Consider the following 20,065-nt stretch of genomic DNA (forward strand, 5'->3'; position numbering starts at 1 on the left):
ATTTGGAGCACTCTGCAAAATCATTTTTTCGACGCACGAGAGTTCGGCCGAGCGCCCCGGAGCCCAGGGCGGGCCAGCCCGGCCTGGTGTTGAGCCTCGCCCTGGGCTTGCGTGTTCGTTGAAGAATTGGGGCGACGCGCAGGGATTGGCGCCATGGGATTTCCCGGAACCCTCGTGCATTTCATGCCGTCCCAGGCTCGATTCGAGGTTTCCGTAAGCAATCGACCGCCCCCCGAAGTCCAACGTCCGTCGCACCAGGTCGTTTCCGCCAAACGAGCAGGATGTGCCGGCCCTTGAATGGACAGTACATCAAGATCGCCGAACGCGAACGCGATCGGCGGAGTCGGGATGGAATCGGGTCGGACGGTCGTTTCCAACCGCTCGAAGGGAGGCCTGGCGTGTCGCACGAGTCGATCCTCCGGAAGAACGTCTGCCCGCTCGACTGTCCCGACACGTGCAGCATGCTCGTGACGATCCGTCAGGGGGTGGCCGTCGAGCTGAAGGGGGACCCCGACCACCCTTTCACGCGAGGGGCCCTCTGCGGGAAAATGGCCCGCTACCTCGACCGGGTCTACAGCGACGATCGGCTGATGCAGCCCCGGAAGCGCATCGGTCGCAAGGGCGAGGGACGGTTCGAGACGATCTCGTGGGACGAGGCGCTCGCGACGATCGCCGAGCGATTCCGCGCCGTCGCCGACTCGCCCGACGGCCCGCAGGCGATCCTGCCTTACAGCTACTACGGCACGATGGGCAAGCTCCAGGCCAGCAGCCTCGACCGCCGGTTCTTCCATCGCCTGGGCGCCTCGCTGCTCGACCGCACCATCTGCGCCTCGGCGGGGACCGTCGGCTATGAGTACACGATGGGCCGGGGCCGCCTGGGGGCGGACCCGCTGGCCGTTCCGGGCTGCAAGTTCGTGGTCAACTGGGGCTCGAATACGGTCAACACCAACGCCCACCTGTGGAGCCTGATGATCGAGGCCCGCAAGCGGAACGGTGCGACGATCGTCACCGTCGATCCCTACCGCAGCCCGACCGCCGAACGCTCCGACTGGCACATCCAGCCCCGCCCCGGGACCGACGCGGCGTTGGCGCTCGGCCTGATGCACGTCGTCTGGCGCGACGGCCTCGCCGATGAGGATTACCTGGCCCGCGCGACCATCGGAGCCGACCGACTCCGGAAACGCGTCCTCGACGACTACCCGCCCGAACGCACGGCCGCCATCACGGGCGTGGTCGTCGAGACCATCACGAAATTCGCCCGCCGCCTGGCGACCGAACAGCCCTCGTTCATCCGCCTGAACTACGGCATGCAGCGTCATCACGGCGGCGGCATGGCCGTCCGGACCATCGCCTGCCTGCCGGCCCTGATCGGCTCGTGGCGACATCCCGGCGGCGGGGCGATGCTCTCCACCAGCGGCGCCTACGACTTCGACTTGGCCCGGCTCACCCGCCCCGACCTCGCTCCCGCCGGGACCCGCACCGTCAACATGAACCAGCTCGGCGAGGCCCTCGCGGGCGAGCTGCCGGGCCCGCCGATCCGCGCCCTGTACGTCTACAACTGCAACCCCGCGGCCGTCGCGCCCAACCAGGCGAAGGTCCTGGAAGGGCTGCGCCGGGAGGACCTCTTCACCGTGGTCCACGAGCTGTTCGCCACCGACACGGTCGACTACGCCGACGTCGTCCTGCCCGCGACGTCCCAGCTCGAACACGTGGACGTCCACGGCTCGTACGGCCATCATGAAGTGATGTACAACCCGCGATCCATCGAGCCTCGCGGCGAGTGTCGCTCGAACAACGACGTCTTCCGCGCCCTGGCCGCGCGACTCGGCTTCGAGGCCGACTTGTTCCCCGACGACGAGACGCTCATCCGCGAGGCCCTCGACGGCGGCCCGACGCTCCGCGGCGTGACCCTGGAACGGCTGAAGGAAGCCGGCTCGGTCCGCCTGAACCTCCCCGATTCGTACGCCCCGTTCGCCGCCGGCGTCTTCCCCACACCCTCGGGCAAGTGCGAGTTCTACTCCGAGCGGATGGCCCGCGACGGCCTCGACCCCCTCCCCACCTACATCCCCCCCCTGGAAGACCCCCAGTCGCGCCCCGACCTGGCCGCGCGGTTCCCGATCCAGCTCCTGAGCCCGCCCCGTCCCCAGTTCCTCAACTCCACGTTCGCGAACTCGCCCCGCCACCGCAGTCGCGCCGGCGAGCCGACCGTGGAGATGGACGCCGACGACGCCCGGTCGCGACACGTCGCCGACGGCGACCGGGTCGAGGTCTTCAACGCCCGCGGTTCGTTCCGCGCCCGCGCATCGCTCTCCGGCGCGGTCCGCCCCGGCGTCGCCGTCGCGACCGGGATCTACTGGAACAAGCTCTCCCCCGGCCTCTCCAACGTCAACAGCACCACCTCGTCCGCCCTCACCGACATGGGCGGCGGCGCCACCTTCTTCGACAACCTCGTCGAGATCCGGGCTGCGGCCGAAACGACCGGCGAGCCGTCGAAGGTCGACGGCGCGGCGATAGGCTCGAAGTGATCTCGACGAATCGAGGCGTTCGCCCGGCGGGATCCGGGCCGAGGGCTCGCTCCGCTTTTCCGCGATTCACCCGCCGTGATGTTGACAGCCCGGGGGTCGAAATCCTATCCTGGGCCTCTCGCCAACGCGTGCGGGCAGATAGCTCAGCTGGTAGAGCAACGGACTGAAAATCCGTGTGTCGGCGGTTCGATCCCGCCTCTGCCCACTCCCTCCCCTGCCACTCGCCCCTTCGAGTGGTTTTCCCGTCGATTCGGGTTCTCATGCCCCGCTCCGGGACCCAGAGACCTCGCCGGGCTCGCTCAGGAGCGTCCGCCGCGCGAATGACCGTTGATATCAATGAATTCTTTTATAAGGGCGCGAAGGACGCTGCGGCGGGTCGCTTCGAAAGCGGTGAAGCCGTCGCAGGGTGCGTCCCGGAGGAGGCTTGCGACGGCTTCGATGTTCTTCGTCGGGAGCTGGGGATCTAGGATTCGAACCTAGACTAACTGATCCAGAGTCCGTTCTATGGCGACTTCTAAATCCGTCCCTCGGATCGGGTTAGCGGCCGGGTCCGAAACCGTGCGCTGTCGTGGCGCTGTCGGGAGCCCTCGGCGGCCTCTCGCGGGACTCCTGGAATCCTCGCGGGCGTCGATGTAAGATAAAGCGGTTTCGAGGTTTCTCGACGCGGAGAGGCCCTGCGGACGACGACCCGGTTCGCGCTTCCGATGGCACGATCACGACGATCCGACGGTCTCCGACGAAGGAACAACCCATGTCATACGCCGGCCCGCAGGAAGGCCCGCCCACGATCCTGTTCGATCCCCTCGCCGCCCTCTGGCGCGAGCGGAACGACCGCCGCCGCCGGTCCTCCGCGTTCCACCCTCGGTCCGGGCCCGGGGGGACGGGCCTGATCGTCCCCGGCCCCGGGCCGGCGCCCGATCCCCAGTGGGAACGGTGGATCGAGCGGTTCCGGCTCGACCTCTCGCCGCTGATCTATCCGGTCGAGCTCTACCTCCACGCCGAGCCGCCGACGCCCCGGCCGGGCATGGACGCGCGGTGGCACGAGGCCCTAGGCTTCTGGGTGGCCGTCCGCCTGGGGCCGACCAGGTCGATGGGCTCCGGCTGACGTCCTCGCGGTGCAAGTTTCGCGGCTGCAAACAATTTTTTGAGGACGTCCTAAACGTAAGAATTTTCAGTGTTTACGCTTAAACGACGTTCGTCATATCAACGAAGTCCGGCCAATTTCCTGATCCGGTTTCCGGCGACATGGTGAAGACGGGGGCTCCGACGCGACGCCCCCGTCCACTCCTCGACCCGGAGACGCCGCTCGATGTCGATCGCATCCCTCGCCAAGCTCCTCCCGCTTGTGAAGCAGCTCGTCCCGATCGTCAAAGCGGCCTGGCCGATCATCCTCGCCATCCTCGCCGTCTTCCACGACGGCACGCCCGACGCCTCGACCGGGGCCGTCCTGGGCACGATCGCCGTCTCGCACACGCTCGGCCGCCCCAACGTGCGCGGCTTCCTCGCCCGGCTTCTCGGCCGCGCCGGCAAGCCGACCCGGCCGCGCGCCGTCTGACTCGACCGATCCCGCCCGCGATCCATCTCCACCTCGGTTCGGCCCCCGATCTCTCCGGCGGGGTCCGGGCCCACTCCCCCCGGCGACGACGAGGCCGCCGGGAAGCGGGGCCGGAGGCTCTCCCCCTCCGGCCCCGGGTTTATTCATCCCCCCGAACCGCCGAGGCCCCGCCGTGGACCACCCCGCGCCGATCCTTTACGCGACCACCACGGCCTCCGGCGCGATCACGCTGGACTCGTTCCTCCGCTGGTGCGCGACGCCGAACGGCGTGGACTTCCTGAAGCTGCTCGCCGCCGGCCTGTTCACCGCGATCACGGCCGCGATCGCCCTCCGCACCCAGGTCGTCCAGGCCCGGATCGAGCGCGAGCGGATCCGCCGCGAGGAGCAGGCCGCCGTCCGCGAATCGGCCCGGCACGACCAGTGGGAGGCCGCGCTCCTGGAGCTGAAGCTGGCCAGGCTCCACGCCGTCGACCCGCGGGCGCCTCTCCCCGCCGACCTGGTCGTCCCGGAGCCACGATGAACGACATCGTCCCGGCGCGTCCGGCGCATGAAAAAGGGGGCGACGCGGACTGGACGGAGACGTTCCTCTCCGTGCTCGCCGAGACCGGCAACGTCACGGCCGCCGCCCGGATGGCCGGCGTCAACCGCGACACGCCCTACGGCCGCCGCGAGACCGACTCCGCGTTCGCCAAGGCCTGGGCGTCCGCCCTGGAGGAGGCGTGCGACGTCCTGGAGCTGGAGGCCCGACGCCGGGCCTACGAGGGGACGAAGGAGCCCGTCTTCTACCAGGGCTACCAGTGCGGCGTGGTGAAGAAGTACTCCGACACGTTGATGATCGTCCTGCTGAAGGCGCACCGGCCCGAGAAGTTCCGCGAGAAGTTCTCGGCCGAGCACTCGGGGGAGATCAAGGTGGTCGTCGAATATGCCGACGGAGATCCGGCTTACGCTCCCCCGGCCGCACCCCGGCCAGGCGACGATCCTCCGCTCGACGGCCCGGTTTAACGTCGTCGACTGCGGGCGGCGGTTCGGCAAGACCGTCGCCGCCCAGATCCGGATCGTCAAGCCGGCGCTCGCCGGCCATCCGACGGCCTGGTTCGCCCCCGAGTACAAATTCCTGGCCGAGCCCTGGGACTCGCTCTCGAGCATCCTTCGACCGGTCGTCGTCGGCTCCAGCAAGCAGGAGCGACGCATCCGCCTCCTGGGCGGCGGGTGCATCGACTTCTGGAGCCTGGACGACCCCGACTCCGGCCGGTCCCGGAAGTACAAGCACGTCGTCGTCGACGAGGCGGCCAAGGCCCGGTACCTGGAGGCCGCCTGGACCAAGGCGATCCGGCCGACCCTGACCGACCTGAAGGGGACGGCCGATTTCTGGAGCACGCCCCGGGGCCGGGACTATTTCTGGAAGCTCTACGTCCGCGGCGAGGACGAGCTCGAGCCGGAGTACCGATCGTTCCGGTTCCCGACCCTCGCCAACCCGTACATCGACCCCGCCGAGATCGAGGACGCCCGCCGCCAGCTCCCCGACCGCGTGTTCCGCCAGGAGTACCTGGCCGAGTTCCTGGAGGACGCCGGAGGAGTGTTCAGACACGTCGCCGACGCCGTCGATCGGGGCAGGCTTCTGCCCGAGGAGCCCCGCCGCGTCGGGGCCTACGCCCTGGGCGTCGACCTCGCCCGCCTGGAGGACTTCACCGTCCTCTGCGTGCTCGACCAGTCGGGCCGGCAGGTCTACTTCGAACGCTTCAACCAGATCGACTGGACGCGGCAGGTCGCGAGCATCAAGGCCGTCGCCGAGCGATACCGGGCGACCGTCGTCCTCGACGCCTCCGGCCTGGGCGACCCGATCTACCAGCAGCTCGCCGACCTCGGCCTGGCCGTCGAGCCCTACGTGCTGACCTCGGCGTCGAAGAAGCCGCTGATCGACGAGCTGGCGATGGGCCTGGACGCCGGCAAGATCCGCTTGATGGACGTCGCGGAGCAGGAGGCCGAGCTGGTCGCCTACGAGTACCAGATGACCAAGAGCCGCAACTGGACCGCCAACGCCCCCGAGGGAATGCACGACGACTGCGTGATCGCCCTGGCGCTCGCGTACCACGGCTGCCAGGCCGTCCGGCCGAGCTGGGGCATCCGCACGTCGGGCCGGGCCCGCTGACGCTCTCGCACCGCCCCGGCGGGGCCATAGTTACCAGAGGACCAGATCCGATCCGACAGAGCAGGGGGGGGCCGCCTTGAATCCGACCGCCGAGCTACGCACGCCGCCGCCGACCGCCTACGTCCGCGAGCACATGACGCCCGACCAGCGCGAGAAGGTGAACCGCCTGCTCGACGCCGGCGAGCCCGTCTACTGCCACGTCGGCGTGGAAGGCGAGGTCTACGTCCTGAGCCAGGCGGAGCAGGACGAGGTCGACCCGCCCGACCTCGGGCCCGGGGCACCCGTCCCGAGCATCATGGGCGCCGGCCCGTTCCGAGGCCGCCGCGGGCCTCGCAAGGCCGAGGAGGCCGCCCTCTACCGCCCCGACGCCCCGCCGGCGACCAACCGGAAGATGCGCCGGGCCGACAAGGCGAACGCCCGGAGGGCGCGTTGAGCCTGCTGGAGATCGTACCCGACGTCTGGATCGACCCCGCCGCCGTGGTCGCCGTCACCGAGCGCCACGCGGGCCGCGAGGTCGCGATCCACCTGGCCGGCCTCTGCCGGCCGATCACCGTCCCCGGCTCCGTCGAGCTGGTCGCCCGCCTGGTCCTCAAGCATCGAGTCGGGAGGGCCGCGTGACCGAAGCCGAGAAGGCCCGATTCGCCCGTCGCTTCGCCGCCAACGTCCTGGGCGGCGTCCTCAGCATTCCCGAGCCGAAGACGGGTACCGGCTCGAACATCGCACCGGAGCCGCCCCCGCTCATGACCACGCAGCGAGCCGTCCACATCGCCCTGGCCTTGCTCGTCTCGCTCTCGGGCGTCTACCTCGCCCTGGCCCCGAAGCTCGTGCTCCTGCTGGCCGGCCTGGCCCTCCGCCGCCCACTCGCCGTCACCTGGGCCTCCTGGCTCGGCGTCCACGTCTGCCTGGGCTTCGGCTGGTACGTCCTGATCCTCTGCACCGCCATCAAGAATCCGCCGCCCTCGAACCGGAGCCGACATTGATCCCCTTCGGCTATCGAAGCGACTGCAAGGGATGCGCTCGGGGCTGTCCGGGATGCCTGAAGGTCGACCCGCCGACCAGGTACTCCGCCTTCGTTGACTACGGCCGGCCCCTGGTCGGGAAGCCGTTCCTGAAGGCGGCGATGGACGCGGTCCGGGCCGGGGCCGATAAGGCCTTCGCCGAGCGGGTCGTCGACCTGGGGAAGCTCATGGAGCCGTTCATGCTGAAGCCCGAGCCCTGCGTAACCGGCTGCGAGAACTGCCGCGCCGTCGCCTGCGACGCGAAGCCGCACCGCTTCACCGTCACCGTCAACGGGCGTCCGCGCGGACGCTGCATCGGCGTGGACCTCGGGACCGGACCCGACGTCTCCGTTTTCAGGATCACCACGAAAGAGGCCTGCATGCCGCCCGACGCCGCCGCCCCGAAGCCGACCCTGACCCAGGCGATCGCCGCCCACAAGACGAAGGCCGACCACGCGAAGGTCGCCGACGAGCTGGCCGAGCAGGCCAGGCGGACCGCCCAGGCCGCCCGGCAGGCCGAGCAGGACGCGGCCAAGGCCGTGCTGGTGCTGGCCGGGATCCTGGACTGTGAGAAGGAGCCCGCCTTCGGCCGCCCCATCGTGCCGGTCGACCGCGAGCTGTTCGTGGTGCTCAACTGCTCCTGGATGAACGGCCCCAACCGCTACGCCTATCGCCTGGCGAAGGCCTTCGTCGCCGACTGACCCGTCCCGCTTGACGACCGTCAAGCAACCTCCTCCGCCCCGAGCCCCGCCTATGTCCGTCACCCTCGCCCAGCTCATCGCCGACTCCGACGACGCCCTGGCCGCTAAGGTCGCGGCCAAGGCCGCCTACGACGCCGCCAGGGCCGCCGCCTCCGCGGCGGACGCCCTGGTGATGACCGCCCTGCTGGCCGAGCCGTCGACCCGGGCCGCCTACCACGACGCCGACGACGTGTTGCACGTCGCCGCCCGTTGGCCGGGCCCGGACGGGCGGCCGTTCGCGATCCTGGCCGTCGACGACGCCGACCCCGCCTGACGCCCGCCCCCTCCACCCCTCCCACCGGACGCCCCCCATCATGGCATTCCCATCGATCCGCGGCCTGGCCGCGAAGGCCGCGCGCGCGATCGCCGAGCAGGTGATCGCGATCGGCGGAGCCGGGCCCTGGTCGCGCTGGGGCGGCTCGGGCTGGGGCGGCCGGCCGATCCGCACGCTGGCCCCCGGGGCCACCCACGACTGGGAGCAGGAGGCCGGCAACCTCTGGCAGAACTCGATCGTCGCCCTCTGCCTGGCGTGGATCGGCGACCGGGTCGCGAGGCCCAAGCTGAAGGTCTGCCGGATCGGCCGCAACGGCGTGCCGGTGGAGATCCCCGGGCACGGCCTGGTCGAGCTGTGGACGCGGCCGAACGAGCACTACGGGCGGCGGACCCTCGAAAAGGCGATCGTCTTGAGCCTGAAGGTCGACGGCAACGCCTACCTCTGGAAGCGCCGCGACAACGCCGGCCGCGTCATGGAGCTGTGGTATATCCCGCACTTCCGCTGCCGCCCGCTCTGGCCGGCCGACGGCCTGGAGTACATCTCGGGCTATCGGATCAGCGGCGACGGCCGGCTCTGGGACGTCCCCAAGACCGAGATCATCCACATCCGGGACGGCGTCGACCCGCTGAACGAGCGGTTCGGCCTGTCGGCCCTGAAGGCCCAGCTCCGCGAGGCGGCGACCGACAACGGGGCCGCGTCGCACACCGCCGGCCTGATGATGAACCAGGGCGTCCCGGCCTACGCCCTCGTCCCGGACGTGCCCGCGGGCCCAGCCTTCCAGGCGGGCCGGGGCCCGAGCGACGCCCAGGCCAACCAGATCGTCGGCGAGTGGCAGGACGAGTTCTCGCGCGACGGGGCCGGCGGCGTCGCGGTCCTCCAAGGGCCCTGGAAGATCGAGAAGGTCGGCTACTCCCCCGAGGAGTTGATGGTCGACAAGCTCCCCCAGCAGGCGATCGCCCGGCTGGCGACCGCGACGGGCGTGGTCCTCATGTCGCTGGGCATGCCGGACCCGAACAAGACCTACGCCAACCTGGGCGAGGCCAACCGCACGAGCTGGGGCACGATCGTCGCCACCCAGGAGCTGATCGCCGAGGCCCTCCGCGACGACCTGATCACCGAGGTCATCCAGATCAAGGGAAGGATCACCCCGGCCTCGGGCCCGCTCGCCCTGGTCGTGATCTACGACTACAGCCAGGTGGCCGAGTTGCAGGAGAGCCAGGACGCCGTCATGACCCGGGCCTGCCTGGGCTTCGAGAAGGGCCTGCTGACCCGCAACGAAGGCCGCGAGATGGTCGGCCAGGACCCGGTCGACGACGGCGACGTCTTCGCCTCCGACCTGGCCGCCGCGGCGGCGCCCGAGGAGCCGGACGACGAGGAAGATCCGGCCGCCCCCGAAGAGGGCGGCGGCGAAAAGCCGGGCGACGACGAGCCCGCGGCCCCGGCGAAGAAGGGGTGGCGATGGCGCTACTGAGAAAGGCCCGGGATATTCCAAGGGATATTCCACGCCGCAAGGCGGAGGCCAACACGTTCCGCCTGCCGACCGGCGAGCCGCTCCGGAAGGAGCTGGTCAAGGCCGCCCGCGTGCAACGCCGGGCCGTCCTGGCGTGGGCACGGGCCGGCGGGACGAAGGGCGGGCCGCCGCTGGAGACGAAGGTCGAGCCCCAGGGGCCGCTGGACTTCTCCGGCTTCCCGGGCTGGGACGCCTTCCGGCTCGGCGCGCTGAATATGTCCGAGCGGATGACCCCGGTCCTCTCCTACTTCTGGGAGTCGGCGGCGGCGGCGTTCGCCCCCCGGGTCGGCCTCGACGCCGACGCCTGGAGCGTCGTCGACGCCAACGCCGAGGCCGTCCTCCAGGAGCAGGCCCTGGCGTTCTGCCAGGCGACGCTCGACACCACCAGCCTGTCGATCGACGCCGCGGTCCGGGCCGTCCGTGCCGAGCTGCAGGAGGGGGTCGTCGCCCGCGGCGAGTCGGTCGCCGCCCTCACGAAGCGGATCAACGCGATCTTCGACGGGGCCGAGACCTGGCGGGCCCGGCGGATCGCCCAGACCGAGACGTCCCGCACCGTCCACGCCGCCCAGGAGCGGACCGCGATCGGCTCGGGCGTCGTCGCCGGCTGGCGGTGGCTGCTCTCGGCCGACGCCTGCCCGCTCTGCAAGACGATCGCCCGCCGCGCCCCGATCGTCCGGCTGGGCCGGCCCTTCGCGATCCTGTCCGACGACCCGCACTACGGCGTCGTGAAGTACCCGCCCCTGCATCCGCACTGCAACTGCACCGTCGAGGAGATCCTCGACGTCGACGCCCACGGCCTGGAATGGTCGCCGACCCTGGACCGCCCCGAGCCCCAGCCCGAGGACATCGACGATGGCCACCCCGACGAAGGCGGCGACGCCTGACGCGCTGCTGCACAAATCCTTCGACGTCGACCTGGCCGGCAAGGGCCTGGGCTTCGACGAGGACGGCTCCGGCGGCTTCACCCTGTACGCCGCGATCTTCGGCAACGTCGACCGCGTCGGCGACGTCATCGAGCCCGGCTCGTTCCTGAACCTCGACGAGTTCAGCGCCGACGGCGTCGGCCTCTACGAGCACGACCTCTCCGCCGTGCCGATCGCCTACGTCGTATCGGCCGTCCAGGACTCCAAGGGACTGAGGATCGAGGGCCGGTTCCACTCGACGCCCGAGGCCCAGAAGGTCCGGACCGTGGTGAAGGAGCGGACCGCCGCCGGCAAGTCGGTGAAGTGCAGCCTGGGCTACAAGGTCGCGAGGGCCGCGAAGGTCCAGGTCGGCGGCCGCGAGGTCCAGTCGATCCGGGCCCTCCGGGTCTACGAGTTCAGCTTCGTGAACCTCCCCGCCAACCCGCTCGCCGGCGTCGTCGACGTCAAGAGCGCGACCCGTCAAGAGGAGCCGATGGAACACGACGACGACCGCCCCGGGATGCTGGACAGCGTCAAGCAATGGCTGGGCTTCGCGACCAAGTCGGGCCGCGCGATGTCGAAGGCCAACCACGCCGCCCTGCGCTCCTACGCCGACCAGCTCGACGAGCACGGCGACAAGGGCCTGATGCACGCCAAGAGCCTCCGGGCCGCCGCGAAGGGCCTGGAGGAGCACGGCAACGGGACGAAGGCCCTGGCCGCCGCGATGCACAAGCACCTGGAGACGTTCGACCCCAACGCCAAGCCCGACCCCGACGACGGCGGCGACGAGCCGGACGGCGACGACGCCCCGCCGGCGAAGAAGGCCTTCGACGACGCCGGCCACCGGGCTCGCGTCCTGAAGCTCCGGCGGTTCGTCGACGGCCTGGCCGACGACGAGGACGCCGCCGCCGCCTGACCACCTCCCCCGCCGCACCCCTCAGCGACCCCCGCCGACGTCGGCGGGCGGCCCGATCGCCGCACGTCCCCCCCTCCCCGCGAGACCCACACATGACCCCGGACCAGATCCAGGCCCTCCGCGACCAGATCGCCAGCAAGTCGACCGAGCTGTCCCGCCTCGTCAACGCCGACGCCCCCACCGGCGCGGACCTGACCAAGGCCGAGAAGCTCCACGAGGAGATCGCCAAGGCCCGCCTCGACGTCAAGGGCGCGACCGAGGACGCCCGCCGCCACGCCGCCCTGAGACTCTCCGCGAAGGACGCCCAGGAGTGGCTCGCCGCCCCCGCCGGCGACGCCCCGTTCTCGGGCCGCCAGCCGGCCGCCGGCGAGGCCGGCCGCGTCGAGGTCAAGGGCTTCGAGGAGGCCGGGCACGGCCGCTACCGCCGCGACAAGGGCGGCGACGTGCTCTGCCTGGAGGAGGTCGGCCCCGGCCAGTTCGGCGTGAAGAAGTGGGAGCTGTTCCAGTCCTTCGAGTACAAGAAGGACTTCACGCAGTACCTCCGCAAGGGCAACCGGGCGATCGACGACGTCCGGTTCAAGACGCTCGTCGAGGGCATCGACGACCAGGGCGGCGTCTTCGCCCCGGCCGAGATGATCCAGCGGATCATCGGCCGCGAGCCCGCCCCCACCCAGCTCCGGGGCCTGGTGCAGAGCATCACGACCGGCCGCGACGTGGTCGAGATGCCGCGGAAGCAGTACTCGGCCGACGACAAGTACACGACCGCGTTCCGCCCCACCTGGACGGGCGAGATCCCCTCGGACGGCACCGGGGCGCTCCACCTGGTCGACGACAAGAACCTGCTGGGCTCCATCCAGATCCCCGTCCACACGGCGATGCTCTCCGCCCCGCTGTCGAAGAACCTGATCGAGGACTCCGCCTTCCCGGTCCAGAGCTGGCTGGAGAACGAGCTGGGCCAGGTCATCGACCTGCTCTACGAGGACATGATCCTCAACGGCAACGGCGTCTTCCAGCCGACCGGCATCCTCCTGGGCGCGGCGTCGGCCAACAACGGCACGACCGTCCGGCCCGACCTGCCCGAGGTCGTGCTCTCGGGCTCGGCCGGGGCCCTGAGCTACGACGGCCTGGACGACCTCCAGACCGCCCTGGCGGCCCAGTACGAGAACGAGAACACCCGCTGGGTGATGAACAAGAAGAGCACCCTCCGGGCGATCCGGAAGCTGAAGGACTCGAACAACCGGCCGCTGTTCACCACCGGCGCGGCCGACTACGGCATCACCGGGGCCCGGGGCCGCGTCCTGCTGGGCGACCCGATCGTGGTCTCCGCCTTCGCCCCCAACGTCGGGGCCGGGGCCTTCCCGGTGGTCTACGGCGACCTCCGCGGGTACTACCTGGCCCAGCGGATCGGCTTCTCGATCCAGGTCCTGGACCAGACCCGGGCCCGCGCCAACCAGATCGAGCTGGTCGGCCGCGTCCGCTTCGGCGGCAAGCCGGTCGAGCCGTTCCGGCTGAAGATCGGCAAGAGCGACAACTCCTGACCCACGCCCCGCCGCCGCGCCCCCGGGCCGGCGGCGGGCCCTCCCCTCGTCGAGGATCCGGGCCTTGCAAGTCACCATCTCGCTCCCGACGCGCGAGCAGCTCGCGATCGCCCTGGTCTCGATGGTCCTGGCGGGCCTGACGGCGACGATCGTGAACCGCGTCCAGCGCCCCGACGTCCCCGCCCCGGCCCCCTCGCCGTACGCGCCGACGCCGGCCCCGACCCCCTACACGCCGCCGCCGGCCCCGCCCTCGCCCGACTGGATCCCGACGCCGACGCCCAGGCCGGCGGTGGACCCGGACGCCGGGCCGGCGGCGGCGGGCCGCTCCTACGCCGCCGCCCTGGTCCGGGGCTACTCCGCCGGCTGGCGGACGGCCGCCGACAAGCTGGAGGCCGGGGCCGCGATCCCCGACGCCCTGGCCGCCGTCGGCCCCGCCTGGACCGCCTACCGCGTGCCGTTCTTCGACCGCGACGTCCAGCCCGTCTTCGACCAGGTCGTCCCCTCCGACTCGCCGCCCGCCGCGGTGACGCCCGACAAGCGACGGGCCCTCGCCCGGGCGTTCCGGGCGTTCGCGGCCGGGCTCGCCCCGTAGCCTCCGCCCGCCGCCGCCGCCGCCGTCCCTCCCCCCTTCCATCACATCGAGGATCACGCATGTTCCGCCACAACATCACCCGAGTGGTCGGCATCGACGTCGCGATCGACCCGGTCGCCGCCGGCGCGACGGACGCGAACGGCAAGGTGATCGACACCCTGGGGTACGAGTCGATCGCGTTCGCGATCAACATCGGCACCATCACGAGCACCGCCGTCACCGGCCTGAAGATCCAGAGCGGCGCGCTCGCCAACGGGTCGGACATGGCCGACGTCGCCGGCTCCGCCGTGGCGATCGCCGACACGCAGTCCAACAAGGTCGCCTGGTCGGCCGAGGTCCACCGGCCCTCGAAGCGGTACGTCCGCGTCGTGGTCACCCGGGCCACCGCGAACGCCGTCGTCGCCGGCGGGGTCGCGATCCTGGGCCGGGCCGGGTACCAGCCCGCCGCCGCCGGCGCGAACCAGGCCGCCACCACGCCCGCCGTCCCCCCCGTCCTGCTCAACGCCTGATCCACCCGAGGCCCGACCATGCCCGAAACCTACGCCGACCTGGCGACGGTCCTGCTGGCCTGGCCGGGCCTCGCGACCGGCCGCGACCCGATCGAGCAGCAGGCGATCGTCGACGACGCCAACGCCGCCGTCCGGGACTTCGTCGACCGCGACCTGCTCATGGCCGAGCGGACCGAGGTCCTCTCCGGCCGCGGGACCGCCCGCCTCTGGCTCTCCGTGAAGCCGGTCCTCTCGGTCGACGCCGTCTCGCTCTGGGGCTCGCCGATCGACGGCGGCCCCGGCGAGGGCTGGGACTTCGACCCCGACTCCGGCTGCCTGGTGCGGGGCCGCCGCCTCTCCGCCGTCCGCTTCGGGCCCAAGTGGCCGGCGGGCTTCCGCAACGTCTCCGTCCGCTACACCGCCGGATACGACGCCGTCCCCGGGGCCGTGCGGCGGGCGACGATCCTGGCCGCCCGGGCGCTGCACGCGATGGCGGAGTCGGCCGGGCCCTACAAGAGCGAGTCGCTGGGCGACTGGTCCTACACCCAGGCCGACTCCAAGCCGTTCCTCCGGGACGCCGCCGGCCTGCTCCTCCCCTACCGTCGCGTCGGGGTCTGACCCATGCTGACCGACATGCTCGACGACCTGGCGACGATCTCGTCGCTGCCCGTCGCCCGCACCCCCTCGGGGGCCGCGTCCCGCTCCGCCCCGGTCCTGCTGGCCGAGGGCGTCGCGTGCAAGGTGCGGCGGACCGCCGCCGCCCTGGCCTACGGCAAGTCGCCGCGCGACGACGCGCGACGCCAGAAGGTCGACGCCCGGATCTACTTCGCCGGCGACCCGCTCGCCGCCCTGGACCCGCCGCTCCGCCTCTCCACCGGGCACCGCATCGCCGCCGCCGGCGAGACGTTCGCCGTCCTGGGCGTCGTCGACGTGAACAACATGGGCCGGCTCCTGCACGTGGACTGCGAGGCCGTCGCCGATGCCTGACGCCGAGCTGGAATGGCACGGCGACGAGGCCCTGGCGATGATCCGGGCCCGCGTCGTGCGCTGCCTCCACCGCGCGGCGATCGCCGTGAAGAACCGGGCGAAGGAGCTGCTCTCCGTGGCCGGCACCGGCCGCGTCGACGGCAAGACGGCCCGCAACGCGAAGGGCCATTTCAAGGCGACGGTCACGCGCTCGAAGCCGGGCGAGCCGCCCCGGAAGCAGACGGGCCTGCTCCGATCCAAGGTCGCCCACGAGGTCGACGAGGCGACCCTGACCGCGCGGGTCGGCACCAACCTGGAATACGGCAGGCACCTGGAGCTGGGGACGAAGCGGGGGCTGGCCCCGCGGCCCTGGCTCCGCCGGGCCCTGGCCGAGGTCGCCGCCCGCGTCGAGCAGCTCCTGGACGGCCTGGGCGAGCCCTGACCGCCCGCCCGCCGCCGCCCCCGCCCCTCCCCACCCCCACAAGGCGAAACCATGTCGACGCCGCTCTACATCGACGAAGCCGTCTCGACGGCCGCCGACCCGGGCCGGGCCCTCGGCGGCTCGACCATCAAGGTGGCCGCCGGCGACGGGGCGAAGTTCGTGCACCCGACGCTGGGCCCCCCGTCCCCCACCCGGCCGCTCCGCATCCAGACGGGCCCGGCCGACGCCCCGGCCGTCGGCTACTTCCTGTGCACCGGCCGGAGCGGCGACGACCTGACGGTCGCGGTCGCCGCCGGCAAGACGGACCAGCCGGTCGACGTCGGCGACCAGGTCTCCGCCGGCTGGGTCGCGGCCGACGCCGACGAGCTGTACGCCACGATCGCGAACGCCGTCGTCGGCAAGCTGGCCGCCGGCGGCGGCGTCACCATCACCGGGGCCGGGACGGCCGCCTCCCCCTACACGATCGCCGCGACGGGCGGCTCCGGCGGCTCCGGCACGGTGACGAGCGTGAACCTCACGGTCCCCGCCGGCCTGAGCGTCACCGGCGGGCCCGTCACCGGCGCGGGGACGTTCGCGATCGCGACGACCCTCTCCGGCGTGATCGTGGGCACCGGCTCCGGGTTCGCGGCCGGGGCCGCGGGGACCGACTACGTCTCGCCCGCGGGGCTGGCCTCCGCCCTCTCCCCCTACGCCACGACGGCCGCCGTGGGCGCCGTCCTGGGCTCCTACGTTACCGCGACGACGCTCTCCTCCACCCTGTCCGGCTACGCCACCACGACGGCCCTGACGGCGGGCCTGGGGACGAAGCAGGGGACGATCACCACCGGCTCGACGTCGCAGTACCTGAAGGGCGACCTGAGCCTGGGGACGTTCGCGACCGACGTGGTCGCGGCGATGTCCTCCACCCTCTCGGGCTACGTCACGTCGTCCGCCCTGACGACGGCCCTGGGCTCCTACGTCACGTCCACCAGCCTGACGACGACGCTGGGCTCCTACGCCTTGCTCTTGACCGCCCAGACCCTCAAAGACAAGTCGGTCCAGGCCAGCTCGACCGGCGACTCCCTGAAGATCCTGAACCAGGTGGGGACGCTCGCGAGCGCCTTCGACGCCGACGGCTTCGGCGGCGACGACGAGCTGGTCTTCCTGCTCGCCCAGGGCGTCGACCTGACGACCGGCACCGGCCTGTATCCCAACGGCCTGGTGGCCGACTGCACCGGCAAGGTCACGTCCATCTCGGTCGTCTTCCGCGTCAACGGCGGCTCGGGCGGGGCCACCGTCGTCGTCACCAAGAACGGCACCACGATCGCGACCCTGACCGTCTCGACCTCGACGACGACCCTGGTCAGGACGACGACGATCAGCGATACGGCGATCGCCAGCGGGGACGTCTACAACGTCAACGTCACCAGCGTCGGCTCCGCGGTGCAGTACGGGCGGCTGTTCATCAAGCACACGCGGAGGAACCGCTGATGCCGGGCGCCGCGTATCTCGGCCTCGACAAGGCCGCCAAGGGGTCCTGGAAGGACGGCACCGGGTTCGCCCGCCGCGGCGGCTACGGATACCGCTTCTGCTCCGGCAACGCCACGTTCTTCAACTCGATGCCCGCGGGCTTTTCGGTCGCCGTCTCCTCGCCGACGACGGTGGCCTATTACGACTCCGGGACGCCGACGACGGCGTCGCTCCAGACGCCGACCACCGGCCAGTCCACCTGGCTGATGTATACGTTGGGCGCGAACGGCGTGATCGACTACGACCTCACCGCCCCGGGCTCGGAGTGGATCTACGCCTCGGTCTATTGCTATGAGTTGTCCGGCGGCGCCCGGATCCAGAAGGTCGAGGTCTACGACGGGGCCACCTTGCTGGCGACCGGGGCCGATTCGACCGTCGTGGTGCCGGGCGTCTGGTACGTCTTCCGGGTCTGGGGGTCGGTGAAGTTCCGCGTCGGCATGGTCAATTCGTTGAGCTACGGCGTGGCGACCTCCGGCATCTTCCTGGACCGCTTCCTGCCCCACTACGCCGGCGGCGCCGCACCCGCCGCCGCCTTCGGCCATCTCGCCCTCTAACCCCAGCCCACCGGAGCCCCGCCCATGGCGCTCGTCGGACCGCACTACCACGCCGAGACCGTGACGACGTTCCCGGCCGCCTACGCCCCGCTGAACGACCTCCGAATCCTGTTCCGGACCGGCGGCCAGATCCTCCTGACCTACGACGTCTTCTCGTCGAAGGAGGCGTTCGAGTCGCCGACCGGCGGCCGGATCGGCTGGGTCGAGATCCCGCTCCAGCAGGGGCCGACGCCGGCCGTCCTGGGCCAACGGCCCGAGCTGACGCCCTTCGTCCCCGCGGTCGTCGAGCGGGTCGTGATCCGCGAGCCCGGGACCAACGGCCCCGACGACTTCGGCGAGGCCTCGGAGCGGATCGTGACGCCGGCGGTGGAGCCGACCTACGGGCCGGCCCCCGTCATCGCCCCCGCCCGCCCCGGGGTGAAGCAGATCATCGCCGAGAACCCGGACCTGTTCGAGAAGATCCGGGCGCTGGCGGACGCCCTGGCCGCCGCCGAGCCGGCCTTCGCGGGCTGGGTCGCCGTCCCGAGCCCCTACGAGACCAAGGGGGCCTGACCCATGATCCTCGGCGCGCTCCGCCCCCTGGGCCGGCTCCGCCCCCTGGGCTGGCTGGACGCCTACGGCCCCTCCCCGCCCGGCCCGTCGACCTACGACGCCGGCTCCCTGGTCGACGCCCTGCAACTCTGGTGGGCCGACCAGGACGCGCTGCACGGCCTGGTCGCGGCCTACGACCCGGGCGGCGACGCCGAGCCCTACGCCGCCCTCTGGCACGTCGAGGCCCCCGAGGGCCAGGACCTCCCCTACGTCGTGGTCTTCACCGCGGCCGAGGCGGAGGAGCAGCGGACGACCGCCTGGGCCTGCCTGACGACGGTCCTCCAGTTCAACTTCCACGCCCACACGCCGGACGCCGCCGCCGCCGTCCGCAAGGCGTTCCGGGCCGCCGTCAAGGGGGCCCCGCTCGCCGTCGACGGCCTGACCGTCCGGCACGTCCTCCCCTCCGGCCAGTCGCTCCAGGTCGGCGAAGGGTTCGCCCCCGGGGGCCGCGACTCCTGGGTCGCCACGCTCGAAGTCGAGATCCCCCACGAGGTCGATTACTAATCAGCGAGGGTTCAAATGTCCAAGGGTTATTCGGGCGTCGACGGCAAGGTCCTGATCGGGGCCGTCGACTGCGACGTCATGGGCTGGTCCGCCGACGTCGGCAACAACACCTGGGACTCGACGACCACCGGCGACGCGGGCTGGGACGACGTCTCGGCCTCGACGTCGAACGTGAAGGGCTCGTTCGACATGCTCTACTCGTCGGACAAGCCGGCGCTGGAGCCGACCTCCGCCACGCCCCCGGGCGTCGGCGTCCGCCAGGGCAAGACGGTCGCCGTCCTCCACCTGAACATCAACGAGACCGACGGCGTCGAGCTGAGCGGCGCGGCCCTGCTGACCAAGATCAGCATCAAGAGCCAGGTGAAGGGCGGGACGATCCTGACCGTCTCGTTCGAGTCGAAGGGCGCCTGGGTCCTCCCCGGCGACGCCTGATCCCGCCGATGGTCGGATGGTCGCCGTCCGACCATCGCTCGCGCGCAGCCCCATCCCCTCCACCCGCCCGAGGCCCGCCCTTGAACCCGCCCACGCTCGATTCGCTGATCGACGCCCCCGCCCTCGTCGTCGAGGTCGGCGGCCGGACCTACCGCTTCTCGGAGCTGACGCTCGCCGCCCTGGGCCGTCTCCAGGCCTGGATCAAGGCGACCTGCCCGCACCCGCTCGACGCCCTGAAGCCCCACCTGGAGGGCCTGACGGCGGCGGAGCGGCGGGAGCTGATCGCCGACGCCGTGGAGGCGGGCCGGAGCTGGCCGCCGCGGATCGGCACGAACGCCGCGTCGGAGCTGCTCCTGGGCACCCAGGAGGGCCAGCTCCTCGTGCTGCTGGAAGGGCTCCGGGCCCAGGAGCCGGCGGCGACCGACGCCGACGCCGAGGCCCTTTACTCGGGCCTGACGCGCGAGGTCAAGCGGGCCGCCCGCGAGGCCCGCGCCGCCTACGTCGCCGAGTGCGCGGCCCACGCCGCGGCGAGCGAGGCGGCAGAGGCCGCCGGCCTGAAGCCGACGCCGCCCCCCGCGCCGCCGAAGTTCGACGGCGACGCCCGCATCGGCCGGATCTACGGCACCCTGTTCGGCACCTACGACCCCGAGGACGAAGGCCCAAAAGGCTGAGGCGGCCGGCTCCGACGGGGCCCGCGATGGACCTCGTCGACCTGGTCGCGGAGGCCGAGAGACGCCTCGGGATGCGGAAGTGGGAGTGGGCCCGCTACACGCTGACGGGCCTGGTCCACGCGCTCCGCGAGCGCGACGCCGACCCCCACGCCGGAAACATCCCCGTCGAGTCGTGGGCAGACCTGGACCGCCTGATCGGAGGCCGTTGA

27 protein-coding genes and 1 tRNA gene are annotated in these 20,065 nt (G+C 71.7%); all 28 read left to right on the top strand.

The window, feature by feature from the left end; all coding sequences use genetic code 11:
• Nucleotides 1-398: 398 nt before the first annotated feature.
• The 28 genes from PZE19_RS05565 (at nucleotide 399) to PZE19_RS05700 (ending at nucleotide 20,065) form a co-directional block, all read left to right on the top strand.
• Nucleotides 399-2,525, top strand: coding sequence for a molybdopterin-containing oxidoreductase family protein (locus PZE19_RS05565; RefSeq protein ID WP_277859580.1), 2,127 nt, complete (start codon nucleotides 399-401; stop codon nucleotides 2,523-2,525).
• Nucleotides 2,526-2,657: 132 nt separating this feature from the next.
• A tRNA-Phe gene (locus tag PZE19_RS05570) sits at nucleotides 2,658-2,730 on the top strand.
• Between the two features lie 546 nt (nucleotides 2,731-3,276).
• Nucleotides 3,277-3,630: a hypothetical protein gene (locus PZE19_RS05575; RefSeq protein WP_277859581.1), complete on the top strand. Its 354-nt coding sequence runs from the start codon at nucleotides 3,277-3,279 to the stop codon at nucleotides 3,628-3,630.
• A gap of 204 nt (nucleotides 3,631-3,834) precedes the next feature.
• Entirely contained in the window at nucleotides 3,835-4,080 is a 246-nt protein-coding gene (locus PZE19_RS05580) for a hypothetical protein (RefSeq protein ID WP_277859582.1), read from the top strand.
• A gap of 172 nt (nucleotides 4,081-4,252) precedes the next feature.
• The gene (locus PZE19_RS05585) at nucleotides 4,253-4,600 is read left to right on the top strand and encodes a hypothetical protein (protein ID WP_277859583.1); all 348 of its coding nucleotides are present in this window, start codon (nucleotides 4,253-4,255) and stop codon (nucleotides 4,598-4,600) included.
• Complete coding sequence (locus PZE19_RS05590) at nucleotides 4,597-5,082, top strand: hypothetical protein (RefSeq protein WP_277859584.1); 486 nt, start codon at nucleotides 4,597-4,599, stop codon at nucleotides 5,080-5,082. Before PZE19_RS05585 ends, PZE19_RS05590 begins: the two co-directional genes overlap by 4 nt.
• The gene (locus PZE19_RS05595) at nucleotides 5,003-6,229 is read left to right on the top strand and encodes a phage terminase large subunit family protein (RefSeq protein ID WP_277859585.1); all 1,227 of its coding nucleotides are present in this window, start codon (nucleotides 5,003-5,005) and stop codon (nucleotides 6,227-6,229) included. Before PZE19_RS05590 ends, PZE19_RS05595 begins: the two co-directional genes overlap by 80 nt.
• Nucleotides 6,230-6,305: 76 nt before the next feature.
• Nucleotides 6,306-6,662, top strand: coding sequence for a hypothetical protein (locus PZE19_RS05600; protein WP_277859586.1), 357 nt, complete (start codon nucleotides 6,306-6,308; stop codon nucleotides 6,660-6,662).
• Nucleotides 6,659-6,847 carry a hypothetical protein gene (locus PZE19_RS05605; protein ID WP_277859587.1) on the top strand — a complete coding sequence of 63 codons (189 nt, stop codon included), beginning with the start codon at nucleotides 6,659-6,661 and terminating at the stop codon, nucleotides 6,845-6,847. The genes PZE19_RS05600 and PZE19_RS05605 overlap by 4 nt, the downstream gene beginning before the upstream one ends.
• Nucleotides 6,844-7,209, top strand: a complete 366-nt coding sequence (locus PZE19_RS05610; protein ID WP_277859588.1) for a hypothetical protein — start codon at nucleotides 6,844-6,846, stop codon at nucleotides 7,207-7,209. The genes PZE19_RS05605 and PZE19_RS05610 overlap by 4 nt, the downstream gene beginning before the upstream one ends.
• A 140-nt stretch (nucleotides 7,210-7,349) precedes the next feature.
• The gene (locus PZE19_RS05615; protein WP_277859589.1) at nucleotides 7,350-7,928 is read left to right on the top strand and encodes a hypothetical protein; all 579 of its coding nucleotides are present in this window, start codon (nucleotides 7,350-7,352) and stop codon (nucleotides 7,926-7,928) included.
• A 52-nt stretch (nucleotides 7,929-7,980) separates the two neighbouring features.
• Complete coding sequence (locus PZE19_RS05620) at nucleotides 7,981-8,241, top strand: hypothetical protein (RefSeq protein WP_277859590.1); 261 nt, start codon at nucleotides 7,981-7,983, stop codon at nucleotides 8,239-8,241.
• 40 nt (nucleotides 8,242-8,281) lie between these two features.
• The gene (locus PZE19_RS05625) at nucleotides 8,282-9,712 is read left to right on the top strand and encodes a phage portal protein (RefSeq protein ID WP_277859591.1); all 1,431 of its coding nucleotides are present in this window, start codon (nucleotides 8,282-8,284) and stop codon (nucleotides 9,710-9,712) included.
• Nucleotides 9,700-10,635, top strand: coding sequence for a phage minor head protein (locus tag PZE19_RS05630; RefSeq protein ID WP_277859592.1), 936 nt, complete (start codon nucleotides 9,700-9,702; stop codon nucleotides 10,633-10,635). The genes PZE19_RS05625 and PZE19_RS05630 overlap by 13 nt, the downstream gene beginning before the upstream one ends.
• On the top strand, nucleotides 10,604-11,569 hold the full coding sequence (locus PZE19_RS05635; RefSeq protein ID WP_277859593.1) for an HK97 family phage prohead protease: 966 nt from the start codon (nucleotides 10,604-10,606) through the stop codon (nucleotides 11,567-11,569). Before PZE19_RS05630 ends, PZE19_RS05635 begins: the two co-directional genes overlap by 32 nt.
• A gap of 92 nt (nucleotides 11,570-11,661) precedes the next feature.
• Nucleotides 11,662-13,107 (top strand): phage major capsid protein, encoded by a 1,446-nt coding sequence (locus PZE19_RS05640; protein ID WP_277859594.1) that lies wholly within the window; start codon nucleotides 11,662-11,664, stop codon nucleotides 13,105-13,107.
• 64 nt (nucleotides 13,108-13,171) lie between these two features.
• Nucleotides 13,172-13,699, top strand: coding sequence for a hypothetical protein (locus PZE19_RS05645; protein WP_277859595.1), 528 nt, complete (start codon nucleotides 13,172-13,174; stop codon nucleotides 13,697-13,699).
• Between the two features lie 59 nt (nucleotides 13,700-13,758).
• Nucleotides 13,759-14,208, top strand: a complete 450-nt coding sequence (locus tag PZE19_RS05650) for a hypothetical protein (protein WP_277859596.1) — start codon at nucleotides 13,759-13,761, stop codon at nucleotides 14,206-14,208.
• 18 nt (nucleotides 14,209-14,226) lie between these two features.
• Nucleotides 14,227-14,805, top strand: coding sequence for a head-tail connector protein (locus tag PZE19_RS05655; RefSeq protein WP_277859597.1), 579 nt, complete (start codon nucleotides 14,227-14,229; stop codon nucleotides 14,803-14,805).
• A gap of 3 nt (nucleotides 14,806-14,808) precedes the next feature.
• Nucleotides 14,809-15,174, top strand: coding sequence for a head-tail adaptor protein (locus tag PZE19_RS05660; RefSeq protein ID WP_277859598.1), 366 nt, complete (start codon nucleotides 14,809-14,811; stop codon nucleotides 15,172-15,174).
• Nucleotides 15,167-15,595 carry a hypothetical protein gene (locus tag PZE19_RS05665; RefSeq protein ID WP_277859599.1) on the top strand — a complete coding sequence of 143 codons (429 nt, stop codon included), beginning with the start codon at nucleotides 15,167-15,169 and terminating at the stop codon, nucleotides 15,593-15,595. Before PZE19_RS05660 ends, PZE19_RS05665 begins: the two co-directional genes overlap by 8 nt.
• A 51-nt stretch (nucleotides 15,596-15,646) precedes the next feature.
• Nucleotides 15,647-17,065 (top strand): hypothetical protein, encoded by a 1,419-nt coding sequence (locus PZE19_RS05670; RefSeq protein ID WP_277859600.1) that lies wholly within the window; start codon nucleotides 15,647-15,649, stop codon nucleotides 17,063-17,065.
• The gene (locus tag PZE19_RS05675; protein ID WP_277859601.1) at nucleotides 17,065-17,658 is read left to right on the top strand and encodes a hypothetical protein; all 594 of its coding nucleotides are present in this window, start codon (nucleotides 17,065-17,067) and stop codon (nucleotides 17,656-17,658) included. The genes PZE19_RS05670 and PZE19_RS05675 overlap by 1 nt, the downstream gene beginning before the upstream one ends.
• 24 nt (nucleotides 17,659-17,682) lie before the next feature.
• Nucleotides 17,683-18,210: a hypothetical protein gene (locus PZE19_RS05680; protein ID WP_277859602.1), complete on the top strand. Its 528-nt coding sequence runs from the start codon at nucleotides 17,683-17,685 to the stop codon at nucleotides 18,208-18,210.
• 3 nt (nucleotides 18,211-18,213) lie between these two features.
• A complete protein-coding gene (locus tag PZE19_RS05685; protein ID WP_277859603.1) occupies nucleotides 18,214-18,753 on the top strand; it encodes a hypothetical protein in 540 nt (179 codons plus the stop codon).
• A gap of 15 nt (nucleotides 18,754-18,768) precedes the next feature.
• Nucleotides 18,769-19,185, top strand: coding sequence for a hypothetical protein (locus PZE19_RS05690; protein WP_277859604.1), 417 nt, complete (start codon nucleotides 18,769-18,771; stop codon nucleotides 19,183-19,185).
• Between the two features lie 80 nt (nucleotides 19,186-19,265).
• Nucleotides 19,266-19,856: a hypothetical protein gene (locus tag PZE19_RS05695; protein ID WP_277859605.1), complete on the top strand. Its 591-nt coding sequence runs from the start codon at nucleotides 19,266-19,268 to the stop codon at nucleotides 19,854-19,856.
• 26 nt (nucleotides 19,857-19,882) lie between these two features.
• The gene (locus tag PZE19_RS05700; RefSeq protein ID WP_277859606.1) at nucleotides 19,883-20,065 is read left to right on the top strand and encodes a hypothetical protein; all 183 of its coding nucleotides are present in this window, start codon (nucleotides 19,883-19,885) and stop codon (nucleotides 20,063-20,065) included.

The sequence above is a fragment of the Paludisphaera mucosa genome, assembly GCF_029589435.1.
Classification (GTDB): domain Bacteria; phylum Planctomycetota; class Planctomycetia; order Isosphaerales; family Isosphaeraceae; genus Paludisphaera; species Paludisphaera mucosa.

Bases quoted from the DNA above. Each gene is read 5' to 3' on its own strand.
- PZE19_RS05575 (WP_277859581.1), top strand. From the start codon at position 3,277: ATGTCATACGCCGGCCCGCAGGAAGGCCCGCCCACGATCCTGTTCGAT.
- PZE19_RS05580 (WP_277859582.1), top strand. From the start codon at position 3,835: ATGTCGATCGCATCCCTCGCCAAGCTCCTCCCGCTTGTGAAGCAGCTC.
- PZE19_RS05590 (WP_277859584.1), top strand. From the start codon at position 4,597: ATGAACGACATCGTCCCGGCGCGTCCGGCGCATGAAAAAGGGGGCGAC.
- PZE19_RS05595 (WP_277859585.1), top strand. From the start codon at position 5,003: ATGCCGACGGAGATCCGGCTTACGCTCCCCCGGCCGCACCCCGGCCAG.
- PZE19_RS05615 (WP_277859589.1), top strand. From the start codon at position 7,350: ATGGACGCGGTCCGGGCCGGGGCCGATAAGGCCTTCGCCGAGCGGGTC.
- PZE19_RS05620 (WP_277859590.1), top strand. From the start codon at position 7,981: ATGTCCGTCACCCTCGCCCAGCTCATCGCCGACTCCGACGACGCCCTG.
- PZE19_RS05625 (WP_277859591.1), top strand. From the start codon at position 8,282: ATGGCATTCCCATCGATCCGCGGCCTGGCCGCGAAGGCCGCGCGCGCG.
- PZE19_RS05630 (WP_277859592.1), top strand. From the start codon at position 9,700: ATGGCGCTACTGAGAAAGGCCCGGGATATTCCAAGGGATATTCCACGC.
- PZE19_RS05635 (WP_277859593.1), top strand. From the start codon at position 10,604: ATGGCCACCCCGACGAAGGCGGCGACGCCTGACGCGCTGCTGCACAAA.
- PZE19_RS05640 (WP_277859594.1), top strand. From the start codon at position 11,662: ATGACCCCGGACCAGATCCAGGCCCTCCGCGACCAGATCGCCAGCAAG.
- PZE19_RS05650 (WP_277859596.1), top strand. From the start codon at position 13,759: ATGTTCCGCCACAACATCACCCGAGTGGTCGGCATCGACGTCGCGATC.
- PZE19_RS05655 (WP_277859597.1), top strand. From the start codon at position 14,227: ATGCCCGAAACCTACGCCGACCTGGCGACGGTCCTGCTGGCCTGGCCG.
- PZE19_RS05660 (WP_277859598.1), top strand. From the start codon at position 14,809: ATGCTGACCGACATGCTCGACGACCTGGCGACGATCTCGTCGCTGCCC.
- PZE19_RS05665 (WP_277859599.1), top strand. From the start codon at position 15,167: ATGCCTGACGCCGAGCTGGAATGGCACGGCGACGAGGCCCTGGCGATG.
- PZE19_RS05670 (WP_277859600.1), top strand. From the start codon at position 15,647: ATGTCGACGCCGCTCTACATCGACGAAGCCGTCTCGACGGCCGCCGAC.
- PZE19_RS05675 (WP_277859601.1), top strand. From the start codon at position 17,065: ATGCCGGGCGCCGCGTATCTCGGCCTCGACAAGGCCGCCAAGGGGTCC.
- PZE19_RS05680 (WP_277859602.1), top strand. From the start codon at position 17,683: ATGGCGCTCGTCGGACCGCACTACCACGCCGAGACCGTGACGACGTTC.
- PZE19_RS05685 (WP_277859603.1), top strand. From the start codon at position 18,214: ATGATCCTCGGCGCGCTCCGCCCCCTGGGCCGGCTCCGCCCCCTGGGC.
- PZE19_RS05690 (WP_277859604.1), top strand. From the start codon at position 18,769: ATGTCCAAGGGTTATTCGGGCGTCGACGGCAAGGTCCTGATCGGGGCC.
- PZE19_RS05700 (WP_277859606.1), top strand. From the start codon at position 19,883: ATGGACCTCGTCGACCTGGTCGCGGAGGCCGAGAGACGCCTCGGGATG.